Source organism: Tateyamaria sp. LSS28 (assembly GCF_059611725.1).
In genome coordinates this window covers 184,568-208,411 of sequence record NZ_JCAPFI010000001.1, presented here as the reverse complement: position 1 = coordinate 208,411, position 23,844 = coordinate 184,568, and the positions used below count along the sequence as shown (strand labels likewise).

General features: G+C 59.7%; 29 protein-coding genes. 18 read left to right on the top strand and 11 right to left on the bottom strand.

Going from position 1 to position 23,844, the window contains the following annotated elements; genetic code table 11:
* Positions 1 to 53 precede the first annotated feature (53 nt).
* From dgcA to AC53L6_RS01160, 3 genes are read left to right on the top strand one after another with little or no spacing between them, the layout of a single operon-like run.
* Positions 54 to 1,019, top strand: a complete 966-nt coding sequence (gene dgcA, locus AC53L6_RS01170) for an N-acetyl-D-Glu racemase DgcA (protein ID WP_496906503.1) — start codon at positions 54 to 56, stop codon at positions 1,017 to 1,019.
* Positions 1,016 to 1,651 (top strand): exonuclease, encoded by a 636-nt coding sequence (locus AC53L6_RS01165; protein ID WP_496906502.1) that lies wholly within the window; start codon positions 1,016 to 1,018, stop codon positions 1,649 to 1,651. Before dgcA ends, AC53L6_RS01165 begins: the two co-directional genes overlap by 4 nt.
* Positions 1,652 to 1,694: 43 nt before the next feature.
* Positions 1,695 to 2,558 carry a D-amino-acid transaminase gene (locus AC53L6_RS01160; RefSeq protein WP_496906501.1) on the top strand — a complete coding sequence of 288 codons (864 nt, stop codon included), beginning with the start codon at positions 1,695 to 1,697 and terminating at the stop codon, positions 2,556 to 2,558.
* A gap of 142 nt (positions 2,559 to 2,700) precedes the next feature.
* Here the strand turns inward: AC53L6_RS01160 and AC53L6_RS01155 are convergent, their stop codons facing one another.
* From AC53L6_RS01155 to AC53L6_RS01145, 3 genes are all read right to left on the bottom strand, one after another.
* Positions 2,701 to 3,303 carry an OsmC family protein gene (locus AC53L6_RS01155; protein WP_299599876.1) on the bottom strand — a complete coding sequence of 201 codons (603 nt, stop codon included), beginning with the start codon at positions 3,301 to 3,303 and terminating at the stop codon, positions 2,701 to 2,703.
* A gap of 10 nt (positions 3,304 to 3,313) precedes the next feature.
* On the bottom strand, positions 3,314 to 3,625 hold the full coding sequence (locus tag AC53L6_RS01150) for a DUF1244 domain-containing protein (protein ID WP_496906500.1): 312 nt from the start codon (positions 3,623 to 3,625) through the stop codon (positions 3,314 to 3,316).
* Between the two features lie 76 nt (positions 3,626 to 3,701).
* The gene (locus AC53L6_RS01145) at positions 3,702 to 4,439 is read right to left on the bottom strand and encodes an N-formylglutamate amidohydrolase (RefSeq protein ID WP_496906499.1); all 738 of its coding nucleotides are present in this window, start codon (positions 4,437 to 4,439) and stop codon (positions 3,702 to 3,704) included.
* 99 nt (positions 4,440 to 4,538) lie between these two features.
* On the opposite strand from AC53L6_RS01145, the gene pyk reads away from it, so the two are divergent.
* The 5 genes from pyk to AC53L6_RS01120 all read left to right on the top strand — a co-directional run bounded on the left by pyk (position 4,539) and on the right by AC53L6_RS01120 (position 7,551).
* Positions 4,539 to 5,984 (top strand): pyruvate kinase, encoded by a 1,446-nt coding sequence (gene pyk, locus AC53L6_RS01140; RefSeq protein ID WP_496906498.1) that lies wholly within the window; start codon positions 4,539 to 4,541, stop codon positions 5,982 to 5,984.
* A 30-nt stretch (positions 5,985 to 6,014) separates the two neighbouring features.
* Entirely contained in the window at positions 6,015 to 6,236 is a 222-nt protein-coding gene (locus AC53L6_RS01135) for a hypothetical protein (protein ID WP_299208639.1), read from the top strand.
* A 145-nt stretch (positions 6,237 to 6,381) separates the two neighbouring features.
* Entirely contained in the window at positions 6,382 to 6,582 is a 201-nt protein-coding gene (gene rpmI, locus AC53L6_RS01130; protein ID WP_027257795.1) for a 50S ribosomal protein L35, read from the top strand.
* A 17-nt stretch (positions 6,583 to 6,599) separates the two neighbouring features.
* Complete coding sequence (rplT, locus tag AC53L6_RS01125; protein ID WP_147110356.1) at positions 6,600 to 6,965, top strand: 50S ribosomal protein L20; 366 nt, start codon at positions 6,600 to 6,602, stop codon at positions 6,963 to 6,965.
* Between the two features lie 148 nt (positions 6,966 to 7,113).
* On the top strand, positions 7,114 to 7,551 hold the full coding sequence (locus tag AC53L6_RS01120; RefSeq protein WP_496906497.1) for a BLUF domain-containing protein: 438 nt from the start codon (positions 7,114 to 7,116) through the stop codon (positions 7,549 to 7,551).
* On the opposite strand, the gene AC53L6_RS01115 is transcribed toward AC53L6_RS01120, so the two are convergent.
* Genes AC53L6_RS01115 through AC53L6_RS01105 form a run of 3 tightly spaced genes read right to left on the bottom strand, consistent with a single transcriptional unit; the run spans position 7,548 to position 8,803 of the window.
* Complete coding sequence (locus AC53L6_RS01115; RefSeq protein WP_496906496.1) at positions 7,548 to 7,781, bottom strand: hypothetical protein; 234 nt, start codon at positions 7,779 to 7,781, stop codon at positions 7,548 to 7,550. The genes AC53L6_RS01120 and AC53L6_RS01115 overlap by 4 nt on opposite strands.
* The gene (locus AC53L6_RS01110; RefSeq protein WP_496906495.1) at positions 7,778 to 8,572 is read right to left on the bottom strand and encodes an OmpA family protein; all 795 of its coding nucleotides are present in this window, start codon (positions 8,570 to 8,572) and stop codon (positions 7,778 to 7,780) included. The genes AC53L6_RS01115 and AC53L6_RS01110 overlap by 4 nt, the downstream gene beginning before the upstream one ends.
* Before the next feature lie 21 nt (positions 8,573 to 8,593).
* A complete protein-coding gene (locus AC53L6_RS01105; protein WP_299208629.1) occupies positions 8,594 to 8,803 on the bottom strand; it encodes a hypothetical protein in 210 nt (69 codons plus the stop codon).
* A 183-nt stretch (positions 8,804 to 8,986) separates the two neighbouring features.
* Here AC53L6_RS01105 and pheS point away from each other — a divergent pair, with 183 nt between their 5' ends.
* The 4 genes from pheS (at position 8,987) to pheT (ending at position 13,729) form a co-directional block, all read left to right on the top strand.
* The gene (pheS, locus tag AC53L6_RS01100) at positions 8,987 to 10,060 is read left to right on the top strand and encodes a phenylalanine--tRNA ligase subunit alpha (protein ID WP_496906494.1); all 1,074 of its coding nucleotides are present in this window, start codon (positions 8,987 to 8,989) and stop codon (positions 10,058 to 10,060) included.
* A 115-nt stretch (positions 10,061 to 10,175) separates the two neighbouring features.
* Entirely contained in the window at positions 10,176 to 10,388 is a 213-nt protein-coding gene (locus tag AC53L6_RS01095; RefSeq protein ID WP_299744425.1) for a phenylalanyl-tRNA synthetase subunit beta, read from the top strand.
* 31 nt (positions 10,389 to 10,419) lie between these two features.
* Positions 10,420 to 11,241, top strand: a complete 822-nt coding sequence (locus AC53L6_RS01090) for a CE1 family esterase (RefSeq protein ID WP_496906493.1) — start codon at positions 10,420 to 10,422, stop codon at positions 11,239 to 11,241.
* A gap of 91 nt (positions 11,242 to 11,332) precedes the next feature.
* Positions 11,333 to 13,729 carry a phenylalanine--tRNA ligase subunit beta gene (gene pheT, locus AC53L6_RS01085; RefSeq protein ID WP_496906975.1) on the top strand — a complete coding sequence of 799 codons (2,397 nt, stop codon included), beginning with the start codon at positions 11,333 to 11,335 and terminating at the stop codon, positions 13,727 to 13,729.
* Between the two features lie 65 nt (positions 13,730 to 13,794).
* Here the strand turns inward: pheT and AC53L6_RS01080 are convergent, their stop codons facing one another.
* Complete coding sequence (locus AC53L6_RS01080) at positions 13,795 to 14,676, bottom strand: LysR family transcriptional regulator (protein WP_496906492.1); 882 nt, start codon at positions 14,674 to 14,676, stop codon at positions 13,795 to 13,797.
* An 82-nt stretch (positions 14,677 to 14,758) separates the two neighbouring features.
* On the opposite strand from AC53L6_RS01080, the gene AC53L6_RS01075 reads away from it, so the two are divergent.
* From AC53L6_RS01075 to AC53L6_RS01065, 3 genes are all read left to right on the top strand, one after another.
* Complete coding sequence (locus tag AC53L6_RS01075) at positions 14,759 to 15,391, top strand: class I SAM-dependent methyltransferase (protein ID WP_366141800.1); 633 nt, start codon at positions 14,759 to 14,761, stop codon at positions 15,389 to 15,391.
* A gap of 61 nt (positions 15,392 to 15,452) precedes the next feature.
* Entirely contained in the window at positions 15,453 to 15,899 is a 447-nt protein-coding gene (locus AC53L6_RS01070) for a YtoQ family protein (RefSeq protein WP_299701829.1), read from the top strand.
* Between the two features lie 117 nt (positions 15,900 to 16,016).
* On the top strand, positions 16,017 to 17,621 hold the full coding sequence (locus AC53L6_RS01065) for a GMC family oxidoreductase (RefSeq protein WP_496906491.1): 1,605 nt from the start codon (positions 16,017 to 16,019) through the stop codon (positions 17,619 to 17,621).
* Between the two features lie 81 nt (positions 17,622 to 17,702).
* Here AC53L6_RS01065 and AC53L6_RS01060 read toward each other — a convergent pair whose 3' ends face one another.
* A complete protein-coding gene (locus AC53L6_RS01060) occupies positions 17,703 to 18,401 on the bottom strand; it encodes a glutathione S-transferase family protein (RefSeq protein ID WP_299208615.1) in 699 nt (232 codons plus the stop codon).
* Between the two features lie 146 nt (positions 18,402 to 18,547).
* On the opposite strand from AC53L6_RS01060, the gene mscL reads away from it, so the two are divergent.
* Positions 18,548 to 18,976 carry a large conductance mechanosensitive channel protein MscL gene (gene mscL, locus AC53L6_RS01055; protein WP_496906490.1) on the top strand — a complete coding sequence of 143 codons (429 nt, stop codon included), beginning with the start codon at positions 18,548 to 18,550 and terminating at the stop codon, positions 18,974 to 18,976.
* A 60-nt stretch (positions 18,977 to 19,036) separates the two neighbouring features.
* Here mscL and ald read toward each other — a convergent pair whose 3' ends face one another.
* On the bottom strand, positions 19,037 to 20,155 hold the full coding sequence (gene ald / locus AC53L6_RS01050) for an alanine dehydrogenase (protein ID WP_299701835.1): 1,119 nt from the start codon (positions 20,153 to 20,155) through the stop codon (positions 19,037 to 19,039).
* Between the two features lie 134 nt (positions 20,156 to 20,289).
* On the opposite strand from ald, the gene AC53L6_RS01045 reads away from it, so the two are divergent.
* Positions 20,290 to 20,748 (top strand): Lrp/AsnC family transcriptional regulator, encoded by a 459-nt coding sequence (locus AC53L6_RS01045; RefSeq protein ID WP_299208610.1) that lies wholly within the window; start codon positions 20,290 to 20,292, stop codon positions 20,746 to 20,748.
* Between the two features lie 118 nt (positions 20,749 to 20,866).
* A complete protein-coding gene (locus AC53L6_RS01040) occupies positions 20,867 to 22,762 on the top strand; it encodes a PhoX family protein (protein WP_496906489.1) in 1,896 nt (631 codons plus the stop codon).
* Positions 22,763 to 22,946: 184 nt separating this feature from the next.
* Here the strand turns inward: AC53L6_RS01040 and AC53L6_RS01035 are convergent, their stop codons facing one another.
* Both AC53L6_RS01035 and AC53L6_RS01030 read right to left on the bottom strand, forming a co-directional pair.
* Positions 22,947 to 23,549, bottom strand: a complete 603-nt coding sequence (locus tag AC53L6_RS01035; protein ID WP_496906488.1) for a DNA-3-methyladenine glycosylase I — start codon at positions 23,547 to 23,549, stop codon at positions 22,947 to 22,949.
* Entirely contained in the window at positions 23,546 to 23,842 is a 297-nt protein-coding gene (locus AC53L6_RS01030; protein WP_299208604.1) for a YciI family protein, read from the bottom strand. Before AC53L6_RS01030 ends, AC53L6_RS01035 begins: the two co-directional genes overlap by 4 nt.
* Positions 23,843 to 23,844 lie beyond the last annotated feature (2 nt).

Genomic DNA, 23,844 nt, shown 5'->3' with positions numbered 1-23,844 from the left:
TCTCCGGTTAGCTCCTCGGAGAAGGGGACGTGTAGACAGAGAATGGTGGGCTTATGCGCATTGATATAACCCGTGATGTCTTTCGATTGGCGCAAGCGTTCACCATTTCGCGCGGGTCGCGGACCGAGGCGCATGTGCTGACCGTCCAGATCAGTGATGGCACGGATACCGGATGGGGAGAATGCGTGCCCTATGCGCGGTATGACGAAACGCTGGACAGCGTGACGGCAGAGATTAAGGCTTTGCCAACGGCGCTCAGTCGGGCGGCACTATATGATCTCTTGCCAGCAGGAGCTGCGCGCAACGCCGTGGATTGCGCGCTTTGGGATCTTGAATGCAAACGTGCCGGAAAGCGTGCTTGGGAACTTGCGGGTCTTCAGACACCGGGCCCCGAGATCACCGCTTACACTCTGTCGCTTGGCACGCCCGAGGCGATGCAAGCGCAAGCGGCGCAGAACGCACATCGCCCGCTTCTCAAGATCAAACTGGGCACACCTGATGACATGCCGCGGCTGGAGGCCGTCAGAGCGGGCGCACCCAATGCCCAGATCATCGTGGATGCGAATGAAGGTTGGTCAGCGGCGGTGTATGCCGACCTTGCTCCGCATCTTGTGCGTCTCGGCGTCCAGTTGGTCGAACAGCCCTTGCCGGCGGGCGAGGATGACGCCCTGATCGGAATGGAACGGCCAGTGCCGGTCTGCGCTGACGAAAGCTGCCATGACAGGGCCAGCCTGCCTGCGCTGAAAGGCAAGTATGACCTGATCAACATCAAGATCGATAAAACCGGTGGACTGACCGAGGCGCTTGCCCTGCGGGATGCGGCGCGCGCCGAAGGCTATGGGATCATGGTGGGCTGCATGGTGGGGTCATCCCTGGCCATGGCGCCTGCGACGCTAGTGGCCCAAGGTGCAGCAGTGACTGACTTGGACGGGCCACTCTTGCTGGCCGAAGATCGCAATGCACCTTTGGTTTTTGATGATGCGGGGGTTCATCCACCAACAGCAGAGCTTTGGGGATGAGCCGGACCGCGATCATCTACGATTGTGAATTCGCGACAGCGCCGGGCGCGCCCCAACGGTTTTGGTGTGGTCCCAACGACCCTGACCCCGTTGTCTTTCAGATTGGTGCCGTCCGCATGTCCCTGGCAGCACCCTACAAGGATCTTGAGCGTTTCGAGGTGCTCATCCTACCAACGGACCGCTCGGGTGCGCCACTGACCCTTGATCCGTTGAACGCCAGGTTGACGGGCGTGACCGATGATCGGTTGGCGAAGGAGGGTGTAACGCTCGCCAATGCTCTGGACCAGCTCAGCCGGTTTGCCGGCGATGATCGGATGTGGGCCTGGGGCAAGGATGAATTCAACATGATCGCCGTCAGCTGCTACGTGGCTGGTATTGTGCCGCCTATCCCGGCAGATCGGTTCGGGAACGCACCCGAGCTGTTCCTTGAGGCGGGTGTACCGTTGGACGTGATCCACGGATTGCGCAGCAACACTATGCTTGAGCATTTCGGCCTGAGCCTGCCAGACGCGCGCGGGCATGATGCGCTGGGCGACGCACGCATGGTCGCCGAAGCGCTACGCCACCTCATGCAAACTGATCAGCTTGACCCAATGCGGCTGTCCGCCCCATTGCACGCCAAAGACATCTGACATAACGCCAGCGCCAATGCGCTCTGCCAGAAGGAACCCCGCCATGACCAGAACCGTATACGTGAACGGAGAGTACTTGCCCGAAACGGAAGCGAAGGTCTCCATCTTTGACCGTGGGTTTCTGATGGCTGACGGGGTCTATGAGGTGACCAGCGTGCTGGATGGCAAACTGATCGATTTCGACGGCCACGCCGTGCGCTTGCAACGGTCGCTGGACGAATTGGAAATGCAGTCGCCTATATCCAAGGAGGATTTGCTTGAGGTCCATCGCGAACTGGTCCGCGAGAATGGGATCGAAGAAGGCATGGTCTATCTTCAAATCACCCGTGGTGCGCCGGACGATCGTGATTTCGTATTTCCCGATCCGGAAACGACCGAACCGACAATCGTGCTGTTCACCCAGAACAAGCCCGGTCTGGCGGACAACCCGGCGGCCAAGAAGGGGATGAAGGTCATCAGCATTGATGACATTCGTTGGGGACGCCGCGACATCAAAACGGTGCAGCTGCTCTACCCGTCCATGGGCAAGATGATGGCCAAGAAGGCGGGGGCCGACGATGCCTGGATGATCCAGGATGGGTTCGTGACCGAGGGCACATCGAACAACGCCTACATCGTGAAGGGCAACAAGATCATCACCCGCGCCAAGTCGAATGACATCTTGCACGGGATCACCCGTGCGGCCGTGCTGCGTTTTGCGGCTGAGGCACAGATGGAGGTCGAAGAGCGCAACTTCACCATCGAAGAGGCACGGGAAGCGGACGAGGCCTTTATCACATCTGCCTCGACCTTCGTAATGCCGGTGGTCGAGATCGACGGCGTCACCTTGGGGGAGGGTGTGCCCGGACGGGTCGCGCCGCGCCTGCGCGAGATCTATCTGGACGAAAGCCGCAAGGCCGCCGTTTGACGCCTTAAGCTGTTTGCTGCCGTTTGGGAGTGCCGCGACGACTGGTTGCCCGTCGGAGCGGCGCACCGGCGCTTGGACTGAGCAGGGCGGAGGACACCTCCGCCTTACCAGAACCACCCGCTTGGGCGGAGTGAACTCCGCCTTACGCGCCGTTGCCCGAACGGTCGACGGTTGTTTCCCCATTGTGCACCAGGCGCGTCGACCATGGGATCGGGTTGCGCAGCGCGAAATGCGCCATGCACGCGCCTTCTGCCTCGGCCAACAAGGCCTCGATCTGTTCGCGGGGTTCGGGGCTTTCGATCAGAACATGTGTTTCCACCAGTTCCGTCTTGCCATCCGTCGTGTGTCCAAAGTCCCGCATGTGCCCAAGGTTCGTCGCGAACCGCACGCGCTGCTCAAGGCGCAGTGACGTGATTTCGATCTTGCGCGCCGTATAGATGTCCGTGAGGTGCGTCATCAGGCAAAAGCCGATGCCCGCACAGAAATAGGCAAGTGGCGGGGGCGCTTGATCTTCGCCCACGGGGGGCTGTTCATCACAATAAAGGGTAAGCGGTGAAAATCCGGGGATGTTGACCGAGACAGACCCCGTCTTGTGCTGCTTCGTACCCGCTTCGGCGACCAGATTGACCTCGAATTGCAGCGGGTCTGGCGCCCTGGCCCGTTGGAACGGATCGGGTGTAAACGCTATTGGTTTGGGTGCCGCGCTCGCCCGTTCGCCGACGCGGTAACTCTGATCATCAGACATGTGCCAAACCCTAGCCTTTCTCGACGTTTTCAGTGAATGCCGTTTGGAAAGCATCCTGCTGCGCGGGCGTTGCATCGGTCTGGTGGTTGGCTTTCCACTCGGCCATGGTCATTCCATAGAATGCCTCACGCGCCTCATCCTTGGACATTTCAATGCCCTTTTCTGCCCCCGCCTCCTGATACCAGCGCGATAGACAATTTCGGCAGAAGCCAGTCAGGTTCATCATGTCGATGTTCTGAACGTCCGTGCGGTCCTCCATCAAGTGCTGCCTCAGACGCCGAAAGGCCGCGGCCTCAAGCTCGATACGGGTTTGATCGTCCATGTGACTTATCCTTGTGATTGCGCAGGATCAGGTGAATGTGCCCACCTTGCAGTTTTCTGACGCGAGCGAAACTAGACTAAAGATTGGCGTCAGTCTTGGCGGCTTCAAGATGATGTGCCAATACCGCCGCCCAATGTCGTTGTCCGGCCGGGTCAGAAATAAGATCCTGGCGGACCTCCAATATGATGTTGGGCCGCCCTGGGATATGCGCATGTTGGCTCATGGCGTCGCCAGGAAAGAACCCCGCGTAGGGTGCGTTGTCGCCGACCTGGCTGCTTAGGGTCCTTTGCAATCCGGCGATAAGCGGGTTCGCGATGCGCCGATCCTCGGCTGAAAGAACTCCGATCTCCCATGGTCGCCGCGGACGGTTCACCAGCTGGGGTGTGAAGCTGTGGACCGCGAGAAATGCAATGTCTCGCTGTGCGGCCGTGCGGGCAATCGCATCATGGTACGGCGCGTACAGGGTATCGATGCGCCGTTGGCGTTCCGTCTCCGGCAGGATTCGGTTACCGGGAATAATCGTGCCGTCATAAAGCTGCGGGATCAGGGTCGGGTCGTCGGCACCGCGGTTCGGATCGATGACAAGGCGCGAAAAGTTTGCGCTGACGACCGGGGCATTCAGCAACTCGCCCAACGCATGCGCAAGCGCCAAGGCACCAATGTCGATCGCAATGTGCCGTGACATCTCTGTTTCCGGCAGGCCCAGCGTGCCGCCGTTCACATGATTTGGAACGGTGTTTGTCGCGTGATCGCAGGTGATCACCCAGCCACCGTTTCGGTCTACGCCGTCAATAAAAAAGGGAGTATGTGTCATCCGCCTGTCACCTTTTGTGTCGCAGGTTTAGGCCAGTTGCCTCGCGATGTGAATTGGGCAATAAGGGCGCTGTTAGCGGTATCAGAAGAGGACCAGACCATGCGACGCCTACGCAATGTGAAAATCGTGGCTACTTTGGGTCCGGCCTCGGACACATACGAAACCATCCGGGCGTTGCACGAGGCTGGGGCGGATGTTTTTCGTCTGAACATGTCCCATGGCAGCCACGAAGAGATTGCAAGCAAACACGCAATCATCCGGAAAGTGGAAGAGGACACAGGGTCTGCCATCGCCATCTTGGCTGACCTGCAGGGGCCGAAGCTCCGTGTTGGTGTCTTTGCCGGTGACAGCGAAATGCTGGATGAGGGCGCAAAGTTTCGTCTGGACCTGAATGAGAAAGACGGTAACAGCAGCCGCGTCTGCCTACCCCATCCCGAGATTTTCGAGGCACTGGAAGTTGGCAAGACACTTCTCGTGAATGACGGAAAGATACGCCTGAAAGTCGAGGATTGTGGCCCCGACTTTGCCGATTGCGTGGTGATTGCGGGGGGAGTGATCTCCAATCGCAAAGGTGTGAATGTTCCCGATGTCGAACTGCCTCTCGCCGCCTTGTCTGCGAAAGACAAAGCAGATCTGGCCTTCGTTGCAGATCTGGGTGTGGATTGGATCGCACTCAGCTTTGTGCAGCGTGCCGCAGATGTCGAAGAGGCCAAGGATTTAATCAAAGGCCGCGCGGCGGTCTTGTCCAAGATCGAAAAACCCAATGCCGTCGACCGCTTTGATCACATCCTGCAGGTCAGCGACGGTATTATGGTGGCGCGCGGGGATCTGGGCGTCGAACTGCCGGTTCAGAACGTGCCGCCCATTCAAAAGCGCCTGGTGCGCAAATGTCGTCACGCTGGCAAGCCGGTAATCGTTGCCACGCAGATGCTGGAAAGCATGATCGAAAGCCCGATGCCGACCCGCGCCGAAGTCAGTGACGTCGCCACCGCGATCTATGAAGGTGCAGATGCGGTCATGCTTAGCGCGGAAAGCGCGGCGGGCAGCTATCCCATCGAGGCGGTGACCACCATGGACCGGGTCGCAGCCGAGGTGGAGCAGGACCCGACATATACCCAGATCATCGAGGCCAGCCGCAGCGCCAGCCGCGCATCCGTGGCGGATGGCATCGTGGCGGCGGCGCGCGAGATTGCAGAAACCACCGACATCAAGGCGATCTGCTGCTTTACCCAAAGTGGGACCACAGCGCTTTTGGTTGCACGTGAACGGCCCCGCGTGCCAATCCTTGCACTCACGCCGCTCGCGCGTACTGCGCGGCGCATGACGTTGAGCTGGGGCTGTAACTGCTACGTCACGACAACCATGGAGCGCTTCAAGCAAGCGGTTGTTGGTGCAGCGCGCGCTGCGCGTGACGGTGGATTTGCAGGACCGGAAGATCAGATCGTTGTCACCGCGGGCGTTCCCTTCAACGTCCCGGGCACAACCAATATCCTGCGCGTGGCGCCGTGTGATGAACGTTTGATTTACTCAACTGATCCAGAGTAACGTTACCTGACTTAAGGTAAGGTTACGTCCATGAGCCCTGATTTTTATCTGGTGCTGGGTATTCTGCTAGCAGGATTCTCCATTCCGTCCGTGTTGTCGGCGATCTCTGACCGCCGCGCGCCACGTGCATCCGCGATAACAATCCTGATCTCGGGGGGGCTGATACTGCTGGCAATCCAGACACAGCCAGGCGGTTACACAATCGAAGAAATCCCAGACGTTTTTGTACGTGTGATCGCTCGCCTTATCTGACGTTGCAGCCCCGGCGACATGGCACCTGAAAAGAGTCACTTGCCATGGGGCGCATCTGCCCCTATACGCCCAATTCGTTCCGCGCGTCCGGCCCAAGTGGCATGCCGAGTCGCGCATCTACCGAACTCAAACGATGGAGACGGAAATGCCCAAGATGAAGACGAAATCAAGCGCCAAGAAGCGCTTCAAGGTGACCGCCACCGGTAAGGTGATGGGTGGTCAGGCCGGCAAACGCCACGGCATGATCAAGCGCACCCGCAAATTCATTCGTGACGCCCGTGGCACTACGACCCTGTCTGCCCCCGACGCGAAAATCGTCAAGGGCTTCATGCCCTACGATCGCTAAGAAGAAGGAGCAGATACATGTCCCGCACCAAAGGTGGAACCGTCACCCACGCCCGTCACAAGAAGGTCATCAAGGCCGCCAAAGGTTACTATGGCCGCCGCAAGAGCACCTTCAAGGTCGCACGTCAGGCGGTCGACAAGGCCAACCAGTACGCAACGCGTGACCGTCACAATCGCAAGCGCAACTTCCGCGCCCTGTGGATTCAGCGCATCAACGCCGCCGTTCGCGCCCATGACGAAGCACTGACATACAGCCGCTTCATCAACGGTCTGAACCTGGCCGGCATCGAAGTGGACCGCAAGGTTCTGGCCGACCTGGCCGTGAACGAACCCGATGCATTTGCTGCAATCGTGGACCAGGCCAAAGCTCAGCTGAACGCCTAAGTACACGTCAGAATTGATTAAGGCCGTCCTCACTTCGAGGGCGGTCTTTTTTTGTGCGATATGATGCGTTTGTGGGTTGGTTTTGCTTGATCCTGTGGTCCATAGAACGCACCATACTAAATATGCCGTTTGTCTGGGGGGACGACCAATGAATTTGACGCGCCTTGTTTACTACTCACAGCGCAATCCGTCCGAGAGCATGGATGCGCAAGATCTGATCGCGACCTGTGAACGTAACAACATGCGCCTGAACCTGACCGGTATGCTGCACTACAACGGCGATCACTTCCTGCAAGTGATAGAGGGCGGACGGGTCGAAGTGTCGGCGCTCTATCACCGGATCGCCCGTGACCCGCGGCACAGCAATATCATTCTGCTCTCGTGCACCGACGTACGTGAACGCATGTTTCCAAACTGGTCCATGGGCATGCATCAGGGCATGGATGACCGCACGCGCGGCATCTACCTGCGCTACTTTTCCACGGACGACATCAACCCTGAGACAGTGAACGTGGAAAGCCTATTGGACGTGCTGCAGGACTTGTCCGTCGAGATGACCCCACGGTTACGCGTCAGCAACGGTTAACGCCGTAGCCGACGCCGTTCCCGCGTCAGGGCATTTTCGGCGGTCTTGGCGCGATCCTCGGCATTGTTTGCCCGACGTCGCCATTTGGCAGTTTCACCCGCCAGCAAGGCCGTCCGTGTCGCGTTTTCACTGCGATACCTTTGGCGCGCCATCACGAACCCGATAGCCGCTGCCACGCCCATGAATGCAATGACTAGGATGAATTGAATGACAAGGCTTGCGCTGATCATGGCCGCACCTCGGCCCGCATGACGCGTATCTCAACGCGTCGGTTCAAAGATGATGCGGTATCGCTGCCTTGTTCCAGTGGCACCCGTGACCCAAACCCGACGGCTTCCATCTGACTGATGTCGGTTCCATAGGCCGCCATCGCATTCACGGTGTTTTCGGCGCGTGCCCAACTGAGCTGCAGGTTTGAAAGGTCGTCGCCAGAGCTGTCCGAATGTCCGGCCACCTGAACCTGTGCCTCCGGGCACGCATTGATGCGCTCACCCAGTTCACTCAAGCGTGGTTGCGCCGCCGGATCTATGTCCGCGCTGCCAGCGGCAAACTGCAAAACCACGCCCGAGACATCGGATGTAAGCGCAACCACGCAGTCGGTTGCCTTTACAGGATTGGGCGTGACCTTGGCGGGCGCTGCTGCCTCATTGGTGGCTTCTCGAAGGGCAACAACCCATGGCAATTCGCTCGGCGCATCCGGCAGAGAGGGAGCGGCGGAGGCGGTCGATACAACGGTCTCGGCCTTCACAGTCTCTACGGCTGGTACATCTGCGGCAGGTTGCACGTCTGGCGCAACCGTTTGGGTTGTTGGGGATGCCAGTGCCAGATCGGTCGCCCCGGTCGTTGGCAAATTCATCGTGTAGACGCCGACGCCAGCCATCAGCCCAATCGCCGCGATACCGACACCGGCCAAGGCCCAAGTCGACCCGCCTTTCTGCGCTGCCAATCGGTCCGCGCTTGCCAGTGTGAGCCCGGCGGCTCTGAGCGTGCGAAGATCTTGGCCCTTTTTGCGTGCTTTCATCAATTGTCCCCCCAGACAAACTCACTGATAAAACGTAACGGACACACTGTTTTCGTTTGTTTCGAAATGAACCTGGATGCCAAGAAGCGATGCGGTTTCCCGGATCATGGCCTCGTTTTCGCTCAGGCTGACCTCGGATCGGCCATCATCCAGAACAACCGTCAGCCCAAGGTCGCGCACACTGTGCTGCAGAACCGACTTCAGCCGGTGCGAATACATAATGGGTGCCATCAAGCTTCCTGAACGCGTGTCTTTGCAATCTGATCCTGACTACACCACATACAGTGTTGTGAAAAGAAGTTTGGGCTAAATATCGTATTATTGTGCACGTTATTGAACGGCTTACATGCACCTTGTCGGTGTTTGCCATCCCGCTGCGTTGTGGTAGCAGGGCACCGAATAAAGGAGCACGTCATGGACGACCTCAAAGCCAAGTATTTGACACAGATCGCGGACGCGGCAGACGAGACGTCTTTGGAAGACATTCGCATCGCGGCCGTTGGCAAGAAAGGCGAAGTCGCCCTCAAGATGCGCGAACTGGGCAAGATGACGCCCGAAGAGCGGCAAGTGGCGGGCCCTGCCTTGAATGCTCTCAAGGACGAAATCAACAGCGCGCTGGCTGCGAAAAAAGCGGCCCTCGCAGACGCCGCCTTGGACGAACGCCTGCGGTCTGAATGGCTGGATGTGACATTGCCCACCCGCACCCAGCGTCGCGGCACCATCCACCCGATCAGCCAAGTGACCGAAGAGATCACCGCCATCTTTGCCGAAATGGGCTTCTCCGTTGCCGAAGGGCCGCGGATCGACACCGACTGGTACAACTTCGACGCGCTCAACATTCCCGGCCACCACCCCGCGCGGGCCGAGATGGACACGTTTTACATGCACCGGGCGCCGGGCGACAATCGCCCGCCCCACGTGCTGCGCACGCACACTTCACCGGTGCAGATCCGGTCGATGGAGGCAACAGGCGCCCCGACCCGCATCATTTGCCCCGGCGGTGTCTATCGCGCCGACTATGATCAGACGCACACCCCCATGTTCCACCAGGTCGAAGGCCTGGCCATCGACAAGGACATCTCGATGGCAAACCTGAAATGGGTGCTGGAAGAGTTTGTGAAATCCTATTTCGAGGTGGACGGCGTCGACCTGCGCTTCCGCGCCTCGCACTTCCCCTTCACCGAACCGTCGGCAGAGGTGGACATCCGCTGTTCGTGGGAAGGCGGCACGCTCAAGGTGGGCGAAGGCGACGATTGGCTTGAAATCCTCGGGTCCGGCATGGTGCACCCCAAGGTGCTTGAGGCAGGCGGGATCGATCCCAACGAATGGCAGGGCTTTGCCTTCGGCATGGGCATCGACCGGATCGCGATGCTGAAATACGGCGTCCCGGACCTGCGCGCCTTCTTTGACAGTGACCTGCGCTGGCTGCGGCACTACGGCTTTGCGGCACTGGATGTTCCCACATTGCACGGCGGGTTGAGCCGCTAAAAGTCGGTCCATTCCTTCCCTGTTTCAAAAAAAATCCCCCCCGGAGGGCCGATTGGCCACCGGGGCGCGCTTCGATCGGTGTTGTCTCGTAGCACGGTGCCGCTACCTTGACCCCATGCGTCGCGCCATCGTCATCCTTCTCGTCACCCTGATCGTGATCGCTCACATCTTCCTGTGGCGTTCTGACATGCCCACGCATCTCAAGCTGACCTTCACGATCATCAATGCCACCGGCTGGACCATCGTGCTGGCCCCCATCCTGCTGATCGATCGTTGGCTCGACGCCATCCAAAGGCGCAACCGCGATGACCACGACAATGTGACGTGACACGGGGCCGTATCTGCGTAGCGTGCGGCGAATGACACGTCTTATCTTCTTCCTCGCCCTTGTTTGGGCTTTGCCCGCCGCTGCCATGGGACCCTGGCAACGCGACACCTGCCATCTGGAGGTGCCGTGCGCATTGGGTGACCGATCCTATCACGTCAAAGAACCAGACGGATGGGACGGGGAAACGCCCATGCCGGTTCTGATCCACTTCCATGGCTGGCAACGCACCGGCGCACTGCCTGTAGCGCACCAGCGTATTTCGGGCGCCACCCGGCGGCGCGGGGTCCTTCTGATTGCGCCCAATGGCAATCGCAAGACCTGGAACATGTGGTCGCCGGAAACCGAGGATGTGCAATTCGCAGCCGACGTGCTCGATGACGTGATCAAGCGCTATCCGGTGGACACCGACAACATCTATCTGTCGGGCTATTCCTACGGCTCCATCATGGCGTGGCGGGTGGCCTGCGATCGTGGCACGGACATGAACGTGCGGGCGCTTCTGGGGATCTCGGGCACCATTGACCTGTCCGAAGACTGCGCGCAGGCCCCGCGCGAGGCGCGCCATGTGCATGGGCTCAACGACAACGTGCTTGATTTTCCATATGGCCCGGATGGGGACACCACGTATCCCGTATCGCTCTGGCGTGACCATTTGGGATGTAAAAATGCGCAGACGGATGGTGGCGACTGGGCTGTTGTCGAATTTCTCTCGCTCTCGCGGACCGAATGGCAGGAATGTGAAGCGGGCATCAAGGTGACGCTGGATGTCCATCCGGGCGGGCATTTCATTCCCCACGGCTGGATCGCACGGCAGCTGGATGAGCTTCTGGGCCGAGAGCCTGTGTATCCCTGACACGCAAGGCGGGGCGTTCACTGCCCCGCGCTTGCACCTTGGGCCGATCTTTGCCATTGCAGGCCCGTACTGGAATGCAGGGGACGCTCCCATGAAATTCACGCTCAGCTGGCTCAAGCAGCACCTCGATACCACCGCGACGGTGGACGAGATCACCTATGCGCTGACCGACCTTGGACTTGAAGTCGAAGGGGTCGAGGATCGCGGGGCGAAGCTGGCCGATTTTACCATCGGCAAGGTGCTGAGCGCGGAAAAACACCCCGACGCCGACCGCCTGCGCGTGTGCCAGGTCGCAACGGACGAGGGCGAGAAACAGATCATTTGCGGCGCCCCCAATGCGCGCGAGGGGATCACCGTCGTGGTCGCCAAGCCGGGCGTCTATGTCCCCGGCATCGACACCACCATCGGCGTGGGCAAGATCCGGGGCATTGAAAGCTTCGGCATGATGGCCTCCGAGCGTGAGATGGAGCTGTCCGAGGAACATGACGGCATCATCGAACTCCCTTCGGGAGAGGTCGGCGACCGTTTTGTCGACTGGCTGGCCGAAAACGACCCGGCCAAGGTCGACCCGGTGATCGAGATTGCCATCACCCCCAACCGCCCCGACGCGCTGGGCGTGCGCGGCATCGCGCGTGACCTGGCTGCGCGTGGCTTGGGCACTATGCGTCCGAACCCGGTTCCTGAAGTCGAGGGCGCCTTTGTCTCGGACATTACGATCAGCATTGACGACGATACGCTCGATGGCTGCCCCGCGTTCTTCGGGCGACTAATCCGGGGTGTTCAGAACGGACCAAGCCCGGCGTGGTTGCAGGACCGCCTGCGCGCCATCGGCCTGCGCCCGATCTCGTTCCTCGTCGATGTGACCAACTACTTCACCTACGACCTGAACCGTCCCCTGCACGTCTTTGACGCAGACAAGGTGGCCGGGAATTTGCGCGTGCACCGCGCCAAGGGCGGCGAAGAAATCGCCGCCCTTGATGAAAAAAGCTACACGTTCCAGCCCGGCCAGATGATCATCTCGGATGACAATGGACCCGAAAGCATTGCGGGCATCATGGGCGGTGCCGAAACGGGCTGCACCGAAGAGACGGTGAACGTCTTTGTCGAAAGCGCTTATTGGGACCCGGTGCAGATTGCCTATGCGGGCCGCGCGCTCAAGATCAACTCCGATGCGCGCTACCGCTTTGAGCGCGGTGTCGATCCGGCCTTCACCCCCGTCGGGCTGGACCATGCCTGTGCCATGATCATGGAACACGCAGGCGGAACCGCCTCCAGCATGATCAGCGCGGGTGCCGTGCCGGACACGCGCCGTGCTTACAAACTCGATGCCGCGCGGGTGCAAAGCCTTGTCGGCATGGACATCCACGAAAGCGAACAGCGCCAGACGCTGACCGCCCTCGGTTTCAAGCTCGAAGGGGACATGGCCCACGTGCCAAGCTGGCGCCCCGATGTGATGGGCGAGGCCGATCTGGTCGAGGAAGTCGCCCGGGTCGCGTCGCTGACCAAGCTGGAGGGCAAGCCTCTGCCACGGCTGACGCCCGGCGTGCCGAAACCGGTGATGACGCCCATCCAGCGGCGCGAGCAGATCGCGCGCCGAACGGCGGCGGCGCTGGGCTACAATGAATGCGTCACCTACAGTTTCATCGATCAGGCCTCCGCCAAACTCTTCGGCGGCGGTGATGATGCGACGATGCTGGAAAATCCAATCTCCAGCGACATGAGCCATATGCGCCCCGCACTTCTGCCCGGTCTGCTGCAAGCCGCAGCGCGCAATCAGGCACGCGGCTTTGCCGATCTTGCTCTGTTCGAGGTCGGCCCGGCCTTCAACGGCGGTGAGCCGGGGGAACAGCACCTGCTGGTCTCGGGCCTGCTTGTCGGACGGACGGGACCCAAGGACGTGCACGGCGCGTCGCGACCCGTCGACGTGTTCGACGTCAAGGCAGATGCCGAAGCGATCCTGTCGGCCATCGGCGCACCGGCCAAGGTGCAGATCCTGCGCGGCGCGCAGGGCTGGTGGCACCCGGGCCGTCACGGCAAGATCTGCCTTGGTCCCAAGAAGGTGCTGGGCATCTTCGGCGAACTGCACCCCCGCGTCCTTGAGGCGATAGATGTGAAAGGGCCTGCCATGGCCTTCACCCTATGGCCCGCAGAGGTGCCTTTGCCGCGCAAGGCAGGGGCCAACAAGGGCGCGCTGGACATCAGCGACCTGCAGGCGGTCGAGCGTGACTTTGCCTTTGTCGTTGACGCAGAGGTCGAAGCACTGACGCTGGTCAACGCGGCCATGGGCGCAGACAAGGCATTGATCGAGGATGTCCGCATCTTTGACGAGTTCATCGGCGGCTCCTTGGGTGAGGGCAAGAAATCCCTGGCCCTGACCGTGCGCTTGCAACCCAAGGATGCAACCCTCAAGGATGCCGACATCGAAGCAGTGGCGCAGAAGGTGGTCGATAAGGTCACCAAGGCGACAGGCGGCAGCTTGCGCGGATAGGTCCGGCACTGGGGGGCCAGCCCCCCAGACCCCCCGAAGTTTATCTGGCAAGATGAAGGGGCGGATTAGGTTTCGCTCAGCATCTCCGCGAGCAGGTCGAACACAAGGCGAATGCGTTTGCTTGTGTGCAGTTCGCGGTGGGTGACCAGCCACACCGGGAAACTGAGGTCGGTGACACCGTCCAGCAGGCGGACTGCATCATCGAACTGATCACCAATGTGGTCCGACATTGGGAAAATACCGAAACCTTTGCGCAACAGCTCCCATGTTGTGATTCCGCTGGTGGAACCGGAGCGCAAGTTTGCGCGGCTTACGGGGATGCCATATTCTTCCATGGCCGCGACAAAGGCGTCATCGTCGGCCATGCTGATGAAGTCGTGTTCCTTCAGATCCTCAACCGTTTTGGGCGAGCCGCGAGCCGCCACGTAAGACTTGGAGGCGTAAAGATGCGCTGACGAGTCGCCAATCTTGCGCGCGATCAGGTCAGGTTCGGTCGGGCGGACATGGCGGATGGCAATGTCGGCTTCGCGCTTGAGGATATCGCGGATATCGTTGGCAGCAATCACGTCAACGCGCAAGCGCGGGGCAAGGTCCCGCAGTTTCAGCAAGGTATCGGGCAGGACATAGGCGCTCATCATGTCAGAGGCCGTGACGCGGATTATGCCGTCCAACCCTTGCGTCCGGCCTTGTGCCATGACGGTGATGCGGGCGGCGGCATCGCCCATCTTGCGCGCCTCAATCAACAGGTCACGGCCTGCATCCGTCAGCGTCATGGAACGGGATGTGCGTTCGAACAGGGTCAGGCGCAACGCGTCCTCCAACGCACTGACCTGTCGCCCGATCGTGGGCTGGGCCAGACCAAGTTGCCGGGCGGCTGCGGACAGTGACCCGGTTTCGGCCGTTGCCAGAAATGCGCGCAGATGCGTCCAGTCAAACCCTCGCTCCATGCAAATTTGTATACATATGTTGCGAAATTCGTCAATTTATTGCGCCTGAAGTCACCTGTATATGCAGTGGTGAAGGAGATAGATGATGAAACCGAACGCACAATTCTGGGACAAGTTGGCGGTCAAATACGCGGCACAACCGATCAGCGACCCGGATGCATATGAACAGACACTTGAGCGGGTTGTGTCTTACCTCAAGCCAACAGACAGGGTACTGGAGCTGGGTTGCGGTACAGGTAGCACGGCGCTCAAACTCGCGCCTCATGCAGGATCAATCCTGGCCACCGACTTTTCCGAAGGCATGATTGCGCAGGCAGAGGCCAGGATGGGCGTCGATAATGTGCGCTTCCTGCAGGCCGATACATTCAGCCCGGCGCTCGCGGATGGATCGTTTGAGGTCGTTATGGGATTCAACCTGTTCCATCTTGTGGACCGCGTTGATGAGGCTCTCGCACGCGTGCACGACCTGTTGGCGCCGGGTGGCGTGTTCATCTCGAAGACACCCTGCCTTGGCGAGCGGTCCCTTGGGTTGAAGTTCGGGTTATTGAAGCGGTTCATTCCACTGATGCAACTTGTTGGAAAAGCCACGTTTGTCCGCTTCGAAACGATAGAGAGCCTCGAGGCGCGGATTGCGCGCGCCGGGTTCGAGATTGTCGAAACGGGAAACTACCCGCTGCGCCCTCCCAGTCATTTCGTTGTGGCCCGGCGTCCTTGACCCTTGTTTTTGGTGCTGTCAGACGCAGGTTAGGTCCAGCTGGGAACAAAGGAGCACTGCGATGCTGAACGTATACCTGTCCGGGGAAATTCATACCGACTGGCGAGAGCAGATTGTCGAGGGCGCACAGGGCCTTGATGTGACCTTTTCCGGGCCGGTGACCGATCACGCTTCGAGCGATGATTGCGGCGTTGCGATCCTTGGGTCCGAGGACAAGAAGTACTGGCATGATCACAAGGGCGCGATGGTGAACGCCATCCGCACCCGCAAGGGAATTGCGGATGCGGACGTGGTCGTTGTGCGCTTTGGCGACCAGTACAAGCAATGGAATGCCGCCTTTGATGCGGGGTATGCTGCGGCACTGGGCAAGTCGTTGATCATCCTGCATGGCCCCGATCATGCCCATGCCTTGAAAGAGGTGGATGCGGCGGCCCTGGCCGTGGCCGAAGAGCCCGGGCAGGTGGTGGATGTCTTGCGCTATGTCCTGACGGGGTCTTTGCCCGGATAGGTCATCTGGTGGCACTGTTCCGGGCTTCTGGCCCGGAATGCGCCCACCCGCCGACCCTGGGTCACGCTTGTAACGCTCCGGGTGCGCTCTTAGCCTTTTTGAAAGGGAGGCGCGCAGATGAAATTTGACTACGTGATCGTTGGCGGCGGGTCCGCAGGGTGCGTGATGGCATCGCGTTTGAGCGAGGATGCTGCTGTGTCGGTGTGCTTGATCGAGGCGGGTGGCTCGGGGCGCGACATCTTTGTCCGCGCGCCTGCGCTGGTGGCGGGCATGATCTCTGGCAGACCCAAGATCAACAACTGGGCCTTTAACACGGAACCGCAGCCCGAATTGAATGGACGGCGTGGGTTTCAACCGCGTGGCCGTGCATTGGGGGGATCAAGCGCCATTAACGCGATGCTCTATGTCCGAGGACATCAGCGCGACTATGATGAATGGGCGGAGCTGGGCGCCGACGGGTGGGATTGGGACAGCGTGCTGCCCTATTTCAAACGGTCAGAGGGCAATGTACGCGGTGCGGATGATCTGCATGGGGATAGTGGGCCGTTACAAGTCGCCGAGCAGTCCGATCCGCGCCCGATCACGAATGCCTTTATTGAGGCCGGCGCGCAGCAGCAGTTGCGTGTCACCGATGATTTCAATGATGCGGAGCAGGCGGGAGTGGGTCTGTACCAAGTGACGCAGCACTATTCCGGCACGGCCAAGGGTGAGAGATGCTCGGCTGCGGCGGCCTATCTGCCGGACAATGTTCTGGCGCGGACGAACCTGACCGTGTTGACACGCGCCATGGCGCATAAGGTGGAAATAGATGGCACGCGCGCGGTTGGCGTACGCATCAAACATCAAGGCAAGGTGAAGCTGGTCACGGCGGGGCGGGAGGTCATCCTGTCTAGTGGTGCATTTGGATCGCCCCAACTGCTGCTCTTGTCCGGGATCGGTCCGCGCGATGAACTGGCGTCGCACGGCATCGAACCGGTCCATGAACTGCCTGGGGTCGGGCAGAACCTGCAAGACCATCTGGACTATATCATCAGCTACCATTCCAAGCGCGATGACGTTGTGGGGCTGGGTCCCAAGGGCTTGATGGCGTTGGCCAAGGCGGGGTTGCAATGGCGCAAGGACGGGTCGGGCATGTTCGCATCACCCTTCGCCGAAGGGGGGGCTTTCCTGCGCTCTGATCCGTCTGTTGACCGTCCTGATCTGCAACTGCATTTCGTTGTGGGCATCGTGGACCAGCACATGCGCAAGATACATGTGAAGTTTGGCTATTCCTGCCATGTCTGTGTGCTGCGCCCGCACAGCCGCGGCCATGTTGGTCTGCACTCTGCTGATCCGTCAAAACCGCCGTTGATTGATCCCGGTTACCTGACCGACCGGCGTGATCTGGATGTGATGATGAAAGGTGCACGGCGAATGGAGAGCATACTGACCGCACCACCGCTGGAGCCGTGGCGCGGCACGCAACTCTATCCCCATGACGGCAGCGATGCGGGGTTGGAGGCTGACATTCGGGCGCGCGCAGACACGATCTATCACCCGGTTGGCACGTGCCGGATGGGACAGGACGAGATGGCAGTAACGGACGCTGCGGGCCGGGTGCATGGTGTTGAGGGGCTGCGGGTTGTCGATGCCTCTCTGATGCCGCGCCTGCTTGGCGGGAACACGAACGCCCCCACCATCATGATGGCAGAAAAGATCAGCGCCGAGATGTGCGCAGCGTGATCCAATAGACGCTGCGCGACACCATTCCGTATTGGGGGCCAGCCCCCAAACCCCCGAGGTATTTTCAGCCAGAAGAAGGGGTCAGGGGCGTGGCGGAATGTTCTTGGCCTTGTCCACGGCCGGGCGGGCCATGAAGCGATCAAGGTAGGCTGCAAGGTTTTTGTGGTCGTCCCAACCGATCATCTCCTTTGCACCATAGAAGTTCAGGGCGTTGAGCCAGGGTGCGATCGCGATATCCGCGATGGAATATTGCCCGGTGATCCAGTCCTTGTCGCCGAGTTCCTTGTCCAAGACGGACAGCAGGCGTTTGGATTCGTTGACGTACCGCTCTTGTGGGCGTTTATCCTCCCAATCGGAGCCGGCGAATTTCACGAAGAAGCCCATTTGACCGAGCATCGGACCGACACCGCCCATCTGGAACATGAGCCATTGGATCGTCCGGGCCTTGTCGCTGGCCGTCTCGCCAATCAGCTTGCCCGACTTTTCCGCAAGGTAGATCAGGATCGCACCGGATTCGAACAGGCCGACCGGCGTGCCATCCGGGCCATTTGGATCAATGATCGCCGGGATCTTGTTGTTGGGGTTCAGGGACAGGAATTCCGGGCTTTTCACATCCGCATCCGACAGCGTGACCAAGTGCGCCTCGTAGGGGATCTCCATCTCTTCCAGCGCAATAGACGCTTTCACACCGTTCGGTGTTGGAAACGAAAACAGTTGCAGAACGGACGGATCCTTGGGGATCCATTTCTGTGTGATGGGAAAGGCGCTGAGGTCAGCCATGGGTCGTCTCCTTGAAATGATGGGTCCGACATAGGCGAAATTCCCCCCCAAAATAGTCTTTGTCATGTGAGGAGATGTGTTAACCAGTGTTTGCACGCGCACATCAAAACAAAATAGAGCGTGCGGAAGCCAACAAGGGACTAGATATGCTAAACGAATTCAAGGACTTCATCGCCAAGGGCAATGTCATGGACATGGCCGTGGGTATCATCATCGGTGCAGCCTTTACCGCCATTGTCACATCGCTGGTGGGTGATCTGATCAATCCGATCATCGGTCTGTTTACGGGTGGACTGGATTTCACTAACAACTATGCGGTTCTGGCGGGTGATGTGGCCGAGGGCGCATCGCTGGAAGCGGCCCGCGAAGCCGGGGCAGCCGTGTTTGCCTATGGCGCGTTTCTGATGGCCGTGATCAACTTCCTGATCATCGCGTTCGTGGTGTTCATGTTGGTGCGCTACGTGAACAAGGTCAAAGCGGCAGCAGAGAAACCGGAAGAGTCCGCCGAAGAAGCGCCAGCAGGTCCGTCCGAGTTGGATGTGTTGCTCGAGATCCGCGACGCTCTGGCCAAGTAAGGCTCAACACCGCAACAAGACCAAGTGGGGCCGCCCGGTGCAATCCGAGCGGCCCCTTTCTTATTGTTTGAGGGCAAGGTTGGGGGCAACCACGTCGATGCCCAGCGCTTTGCCAACGGCGTAGTAGGTCAGTGTCCCGGCATGCACATTCAGTCCGGCCAGCAGGTGCGGGTCATCCTCGCAGGCCTGACGCCAGCCCTTGTCCGCCAGTGCCAGCATGAACGGCATCGTTGCGTTGCCAAGGGCGATGGTTGATGTGCGGGCAACGGCACCGGGCATGTTGGCCACGCAATAGTGCATGATCCCGTCGACATCGTAGATCGGATCGTCATGCGTGGTCGCGCGGGACGTTTCAAAACAGCCGCCCTGGTCGATCGCGACATCGACAATGGCAGCTCCGGGTTTCATGGTCGATAGCTGATCACGCGTCACCAGCTTGGGCGCTGCGGCGCCCGGGATCAGGACCGCGCCAACCACCATGTCGGCCTCCGCCACCAGTTCGGCCGTATTGCCCGCACTGGCGTAGCTTGTCTTGAAAAGGCCGGAAAACGCGTCATCCAGGTAACGCATCCGGGGCAGGGACCGGTCCAGGACCGTCACGTCAGCGCCCATACCGGCGGCAACGCGGGCTGCGTGCGTGCCGACAACACCGCCTCCGATCACGACCACCTTGGCAGGCCCGACACCGGGCACGCCGCCCATCAACACGCCGCGCCCGCCATTTGCCTTCTGCAAGGTCCATGCGCCAACTTGCGGGGCCAGGCGGCCCGCCACCTCTGACATGGGGGCAAGCAGGGGCAACCCGCCATTGGTGTCAGTCACCGTCTCATACGCGATTGCGGTACAGCCGGACGCGAGTAGGTCGTGGGTCTGTTCCGGATCCGGGGCCAGATGCAGGTAGGTGAACAACAACTGTCCCTCGCGCAGCATCTTGCGCTCGACCGCTTGGGGCTCTTTCACCTTCACGATCATGTCTGCGACGGCAAAGACTTCCTCTGCCGTATCCAGGATATGCGCGCCTGCCGCCACATAGTCGGCATCATCGAAACCAGCACCCTTTCCGGCACCGGCTTGCACGCTGACAGTATGACCATGAGTTACAGCCTCGCGCGCTGCATTGGGTGTCAGGCCGACACGGTATTCTTGTGCCTTGATCTCAGTTGGGCATCCGATGTGCATAGCAGTTACTCCTCCAGTTGCGCCCAGAATCGCGCAATTGGCTTGCAATTGGGCACTAGAAATGGATCGTGTTGGTGCGCAAACATCGAAGAAATGTGCGTACCTACGCTATTGTGACGAAGGATCCTGCACGCATGGCACTTGATTCAACAGATCGCCGTATCCTGTCTGCTCTGCAAAAACAGGGGCGGATATCGAATGCAGACCTGAGCGAAGCGGTGCATCTGTCACCATCTGCATGCCACCGGCGTGTGCAACGGCTCGAACAAGCGGGGTACATTCGCGACTACGTGGCCTTGCTCGACGCTCGAAAGATGGGTGTGCCGACAACAGTTTTCGTCGAGATCACACTGCAGGGTCAGGCGGACGAAGTGCTTGAAGCCTTTGAAAAAGCAGTCGCGCGCATCCCGGATGTGCTAGAGTGTCATCTGATGGCGGGCACCGCGGACTACATCCTAAAGGTAGTTGCAGAAGGGACTGAAGACTTCGCGCGCATCCACCGTCAACATCTCGCGCGCTTACCCGGGGTGGCACAAATGCAGTCAAGTTTTGCACTTAGAACTGTTTTTAAAACAACGGCTTTGCCGGTCTGACCTGCACCGCGATATAGCGCCATTATTTTGGCCGTCGTCATACAGCGGTGATGTTCATCAGGCACGCACACGGAGGGCGCGAATCGCCGCAATCCAACTACATATTTTGGAGTTCACGATGAAAGACGCAGATACTCAGGAGTTGTCCTTTGACGATTGGGACGAGCTGAAATTTCCACGCAAAACAACGCAGGGCTTTGATGAGGTCGTAGAGCGCGCCATTTCGCGCCGGGGCTTTTTGGGGGGCGTGGTTGCCTTCGGGTCGGGCGCGGCCGTGATGGGCACCGGTATGCTGAAGGGGACAACGGCAATGGCCGGTCAGTCCTCACGCTTTGCCTTTGATCAGATCCCGATACAAACCGACGGCACCGTACATGTGCCCGACGGCTACAGCTGGGACGTACTGGTCCGTTGGGGCGATCCGTTGTTCTCGGACGCACCCGCATTCGATCCGGCGAACGGTGTGCCCGTCGCGGGCTCGGACCGTGTGTTTGCCGAAAACACCGACGGCATGCATCTCTTTACCGTGGGCAACAAACAGATCCTCGCGGTCAACAACGAGTACGCAAACCGCAAGACCAACCTGCCCAACAACGCAGAAGGCGTGCCTGCCTCGGCAGACGATGTGCTGATCTTCCAGAACCTGCAGGGCGTCACCATTATGGAAGTGGCCGAAGGCAATGACGGCTGGAGTGTTGTGATCGACAGCCCCTACAACCGCCGTATCACGCACAACACACCGGTGACGCTGGATGGCCCCGCAGCCGGCCACGATCTGCTCAAGACCGAGGCGGATGCCACGGGCACCGCATCGCTGGGTACAATGAACAATTGTGGATCGGGTCCGACCCCCTGGGGCACCTACCTGACGTGCGAGGAAAACTTCAACGGCTACTTCGGTGCAACGGGCGACATGCCCACCGACGAAACGACGGCCGCAGGCTTTGAACGCTACGGCGTTGGCCCGGATGGCTGGGGTTATGACTATCACAAGTGGGACGCCCGCTTTGACGTCAGCCAGAACCCGAATGAACCGCATCGCGTGGGCTACGTGGTCGAAATCGATCCAACCAACCCCGATGCCACGCCCGTCAAGCACACCGCCCTAGGGCGTATCAAGCACGAGAACGCGGCCTGCGCCTTGGCGCCTGATGGTCGCGTAGTCGTCTACATGGGCGACGATGAGCGGGGCGAGTTCATGTACAAGTGGCTGTCGCGCGAAGTGTACGTACCGGGTGGCGATACCTCGACCTTGCTGAGCGACGGGCAGCTTTATGCCGCCAAGTTCAACGACGACATGACGGGCGAATGGGTGGCGCTGACACCCGACGCAACCGGCATGGACGAGGCGCATATCGCCATCTTCACCCGCATAGCTGCCTCAGCCGTGGGCGCGACCACGATGGACCGCCCCGAATGGGTGGCCGTGAACCCCACGGCGGTCGAAGCCTATTGCTGCCTGACCAACAACAAGAACCGTGGCGTGCAGCCCAATGCAGGGGGCGACGACACGTCGGCCAACGGTCCCAACCCGCGGGAGGCCAACAATTTTGGTCAGATCGTGCGGTGGCGTCCCCATGGGGACAACCATGCCTCCAACACCTTTGACTGGGATCTGTACGTGATGGCGGGCAACCCCAAGGCGCAGGAAGGACCCTACAAAGGGTCGTCCAACGTCAACGAAGGCAACCTGTTCAACTCGCCCGATGGCATGGCGATCGACTCGACTGGTTTGATGTGGATCCAGACCGACGGGGATGACAGCAATGAGGGTGAATTCGAAGGCATGGGCAACAACCAGATGCTGGCAGGTGATCCGGTGACAGGTGAAATCCGACGCTTCCTCACTGGTCCCAAAGGCTCCGAAGTGACCGGCCTCACTTGGTCGGCAGATCGCCGCACCATGTTTGTGGGCATCCAGCACCCGGGCGCAACGTTCCCGGATGGCGAGGAGGTACTGCCCCGCTCGTCCATCGTTGTGGTCAAACGTGACGACAACGCATTGGTCGGCTAGGCCGAAAGGCACAAGGTCCGGGCGTCTGTTATGAATGACGCCCGGGCCGGCAGCACGCCAGTTTCTTCGGTTTCATTGCATGGCATTGCAAAGCACTGAGCGTTACTATTTGTAACTGCCTCGCTGGACAGCGTGCGCTTTCACCACAACTTAACCTGTTTCCGTTTCGACGTTTCAAATGCACTTATGGGCGCTGAAATTTGCGACGCGCCTCGTCAGCTGCGGCGCGTATGGCACAGCCTTCGCTATGGTCGTTGATCAAACCCATGGCTTGCATAAACGCAAACACAGTTGTTGGGCCCAGGAATTTCCATCCCCGACGCTTCAATTCGCGGGCAAGCGCGATTGAGGTTTCGCTGGTCGATTGCGATTGGGGCGGGCCCAGATCCTCTGCGTTTGGCTCAAACCCCCAGAAAAACGATGCAAGCGTGCCTTCCGTTTCGACCATCTTCACTGCGCACGCGGCATTGTTGATGACTGCGGCGATCTTGCCCGCGTGTCGTACGATGCTCGCATCGTTCAACAGGCGATCGATGTCTCGGGCGTCGTAGCGGGCGATCTTGTGAAAATCAAAGTCGTCGAATGCTGCACGAAAGCCTTCTCGCTTGGTGAGGATCGTGCGCCAACTCAACCCCGACTGAAAACTTTCCAAGCACAGTTTTTCGAACAGACGAATGTCGTCCGACACCGGAAATCCCCATTCGTGATCGTGGTAGTCAAGAAACTCGGGGGCCGCGCCGCTCCACTTGCATCGGGCCAGCCCGTCTGCGGCAACGAAGTCTGTCATGCGGCGTCGTCCTTCAAGAACGCCAGGCGCGGATCGGTTCGCGCTGGTGCAAGTTCCTGGATATGCGGGGTTGCAATCCCTTCCGATACAAATGGGTCCGCAGCGACACGCTGCTCAAGCGCGGACAAGTCGATGTTTGTCGCCAGAATGGCACCGCCACCTTGCGGTTTTAAACCACCGACCAACACAAACACGCCATCCTCAAAGCCGCGGGCGATCCAATCGTTGTGGGCGGCCATGAAGTCAGGAGCCTTTGACTTTTGTTCGGTCAGGGTCAGCGTGACAACGTACATGT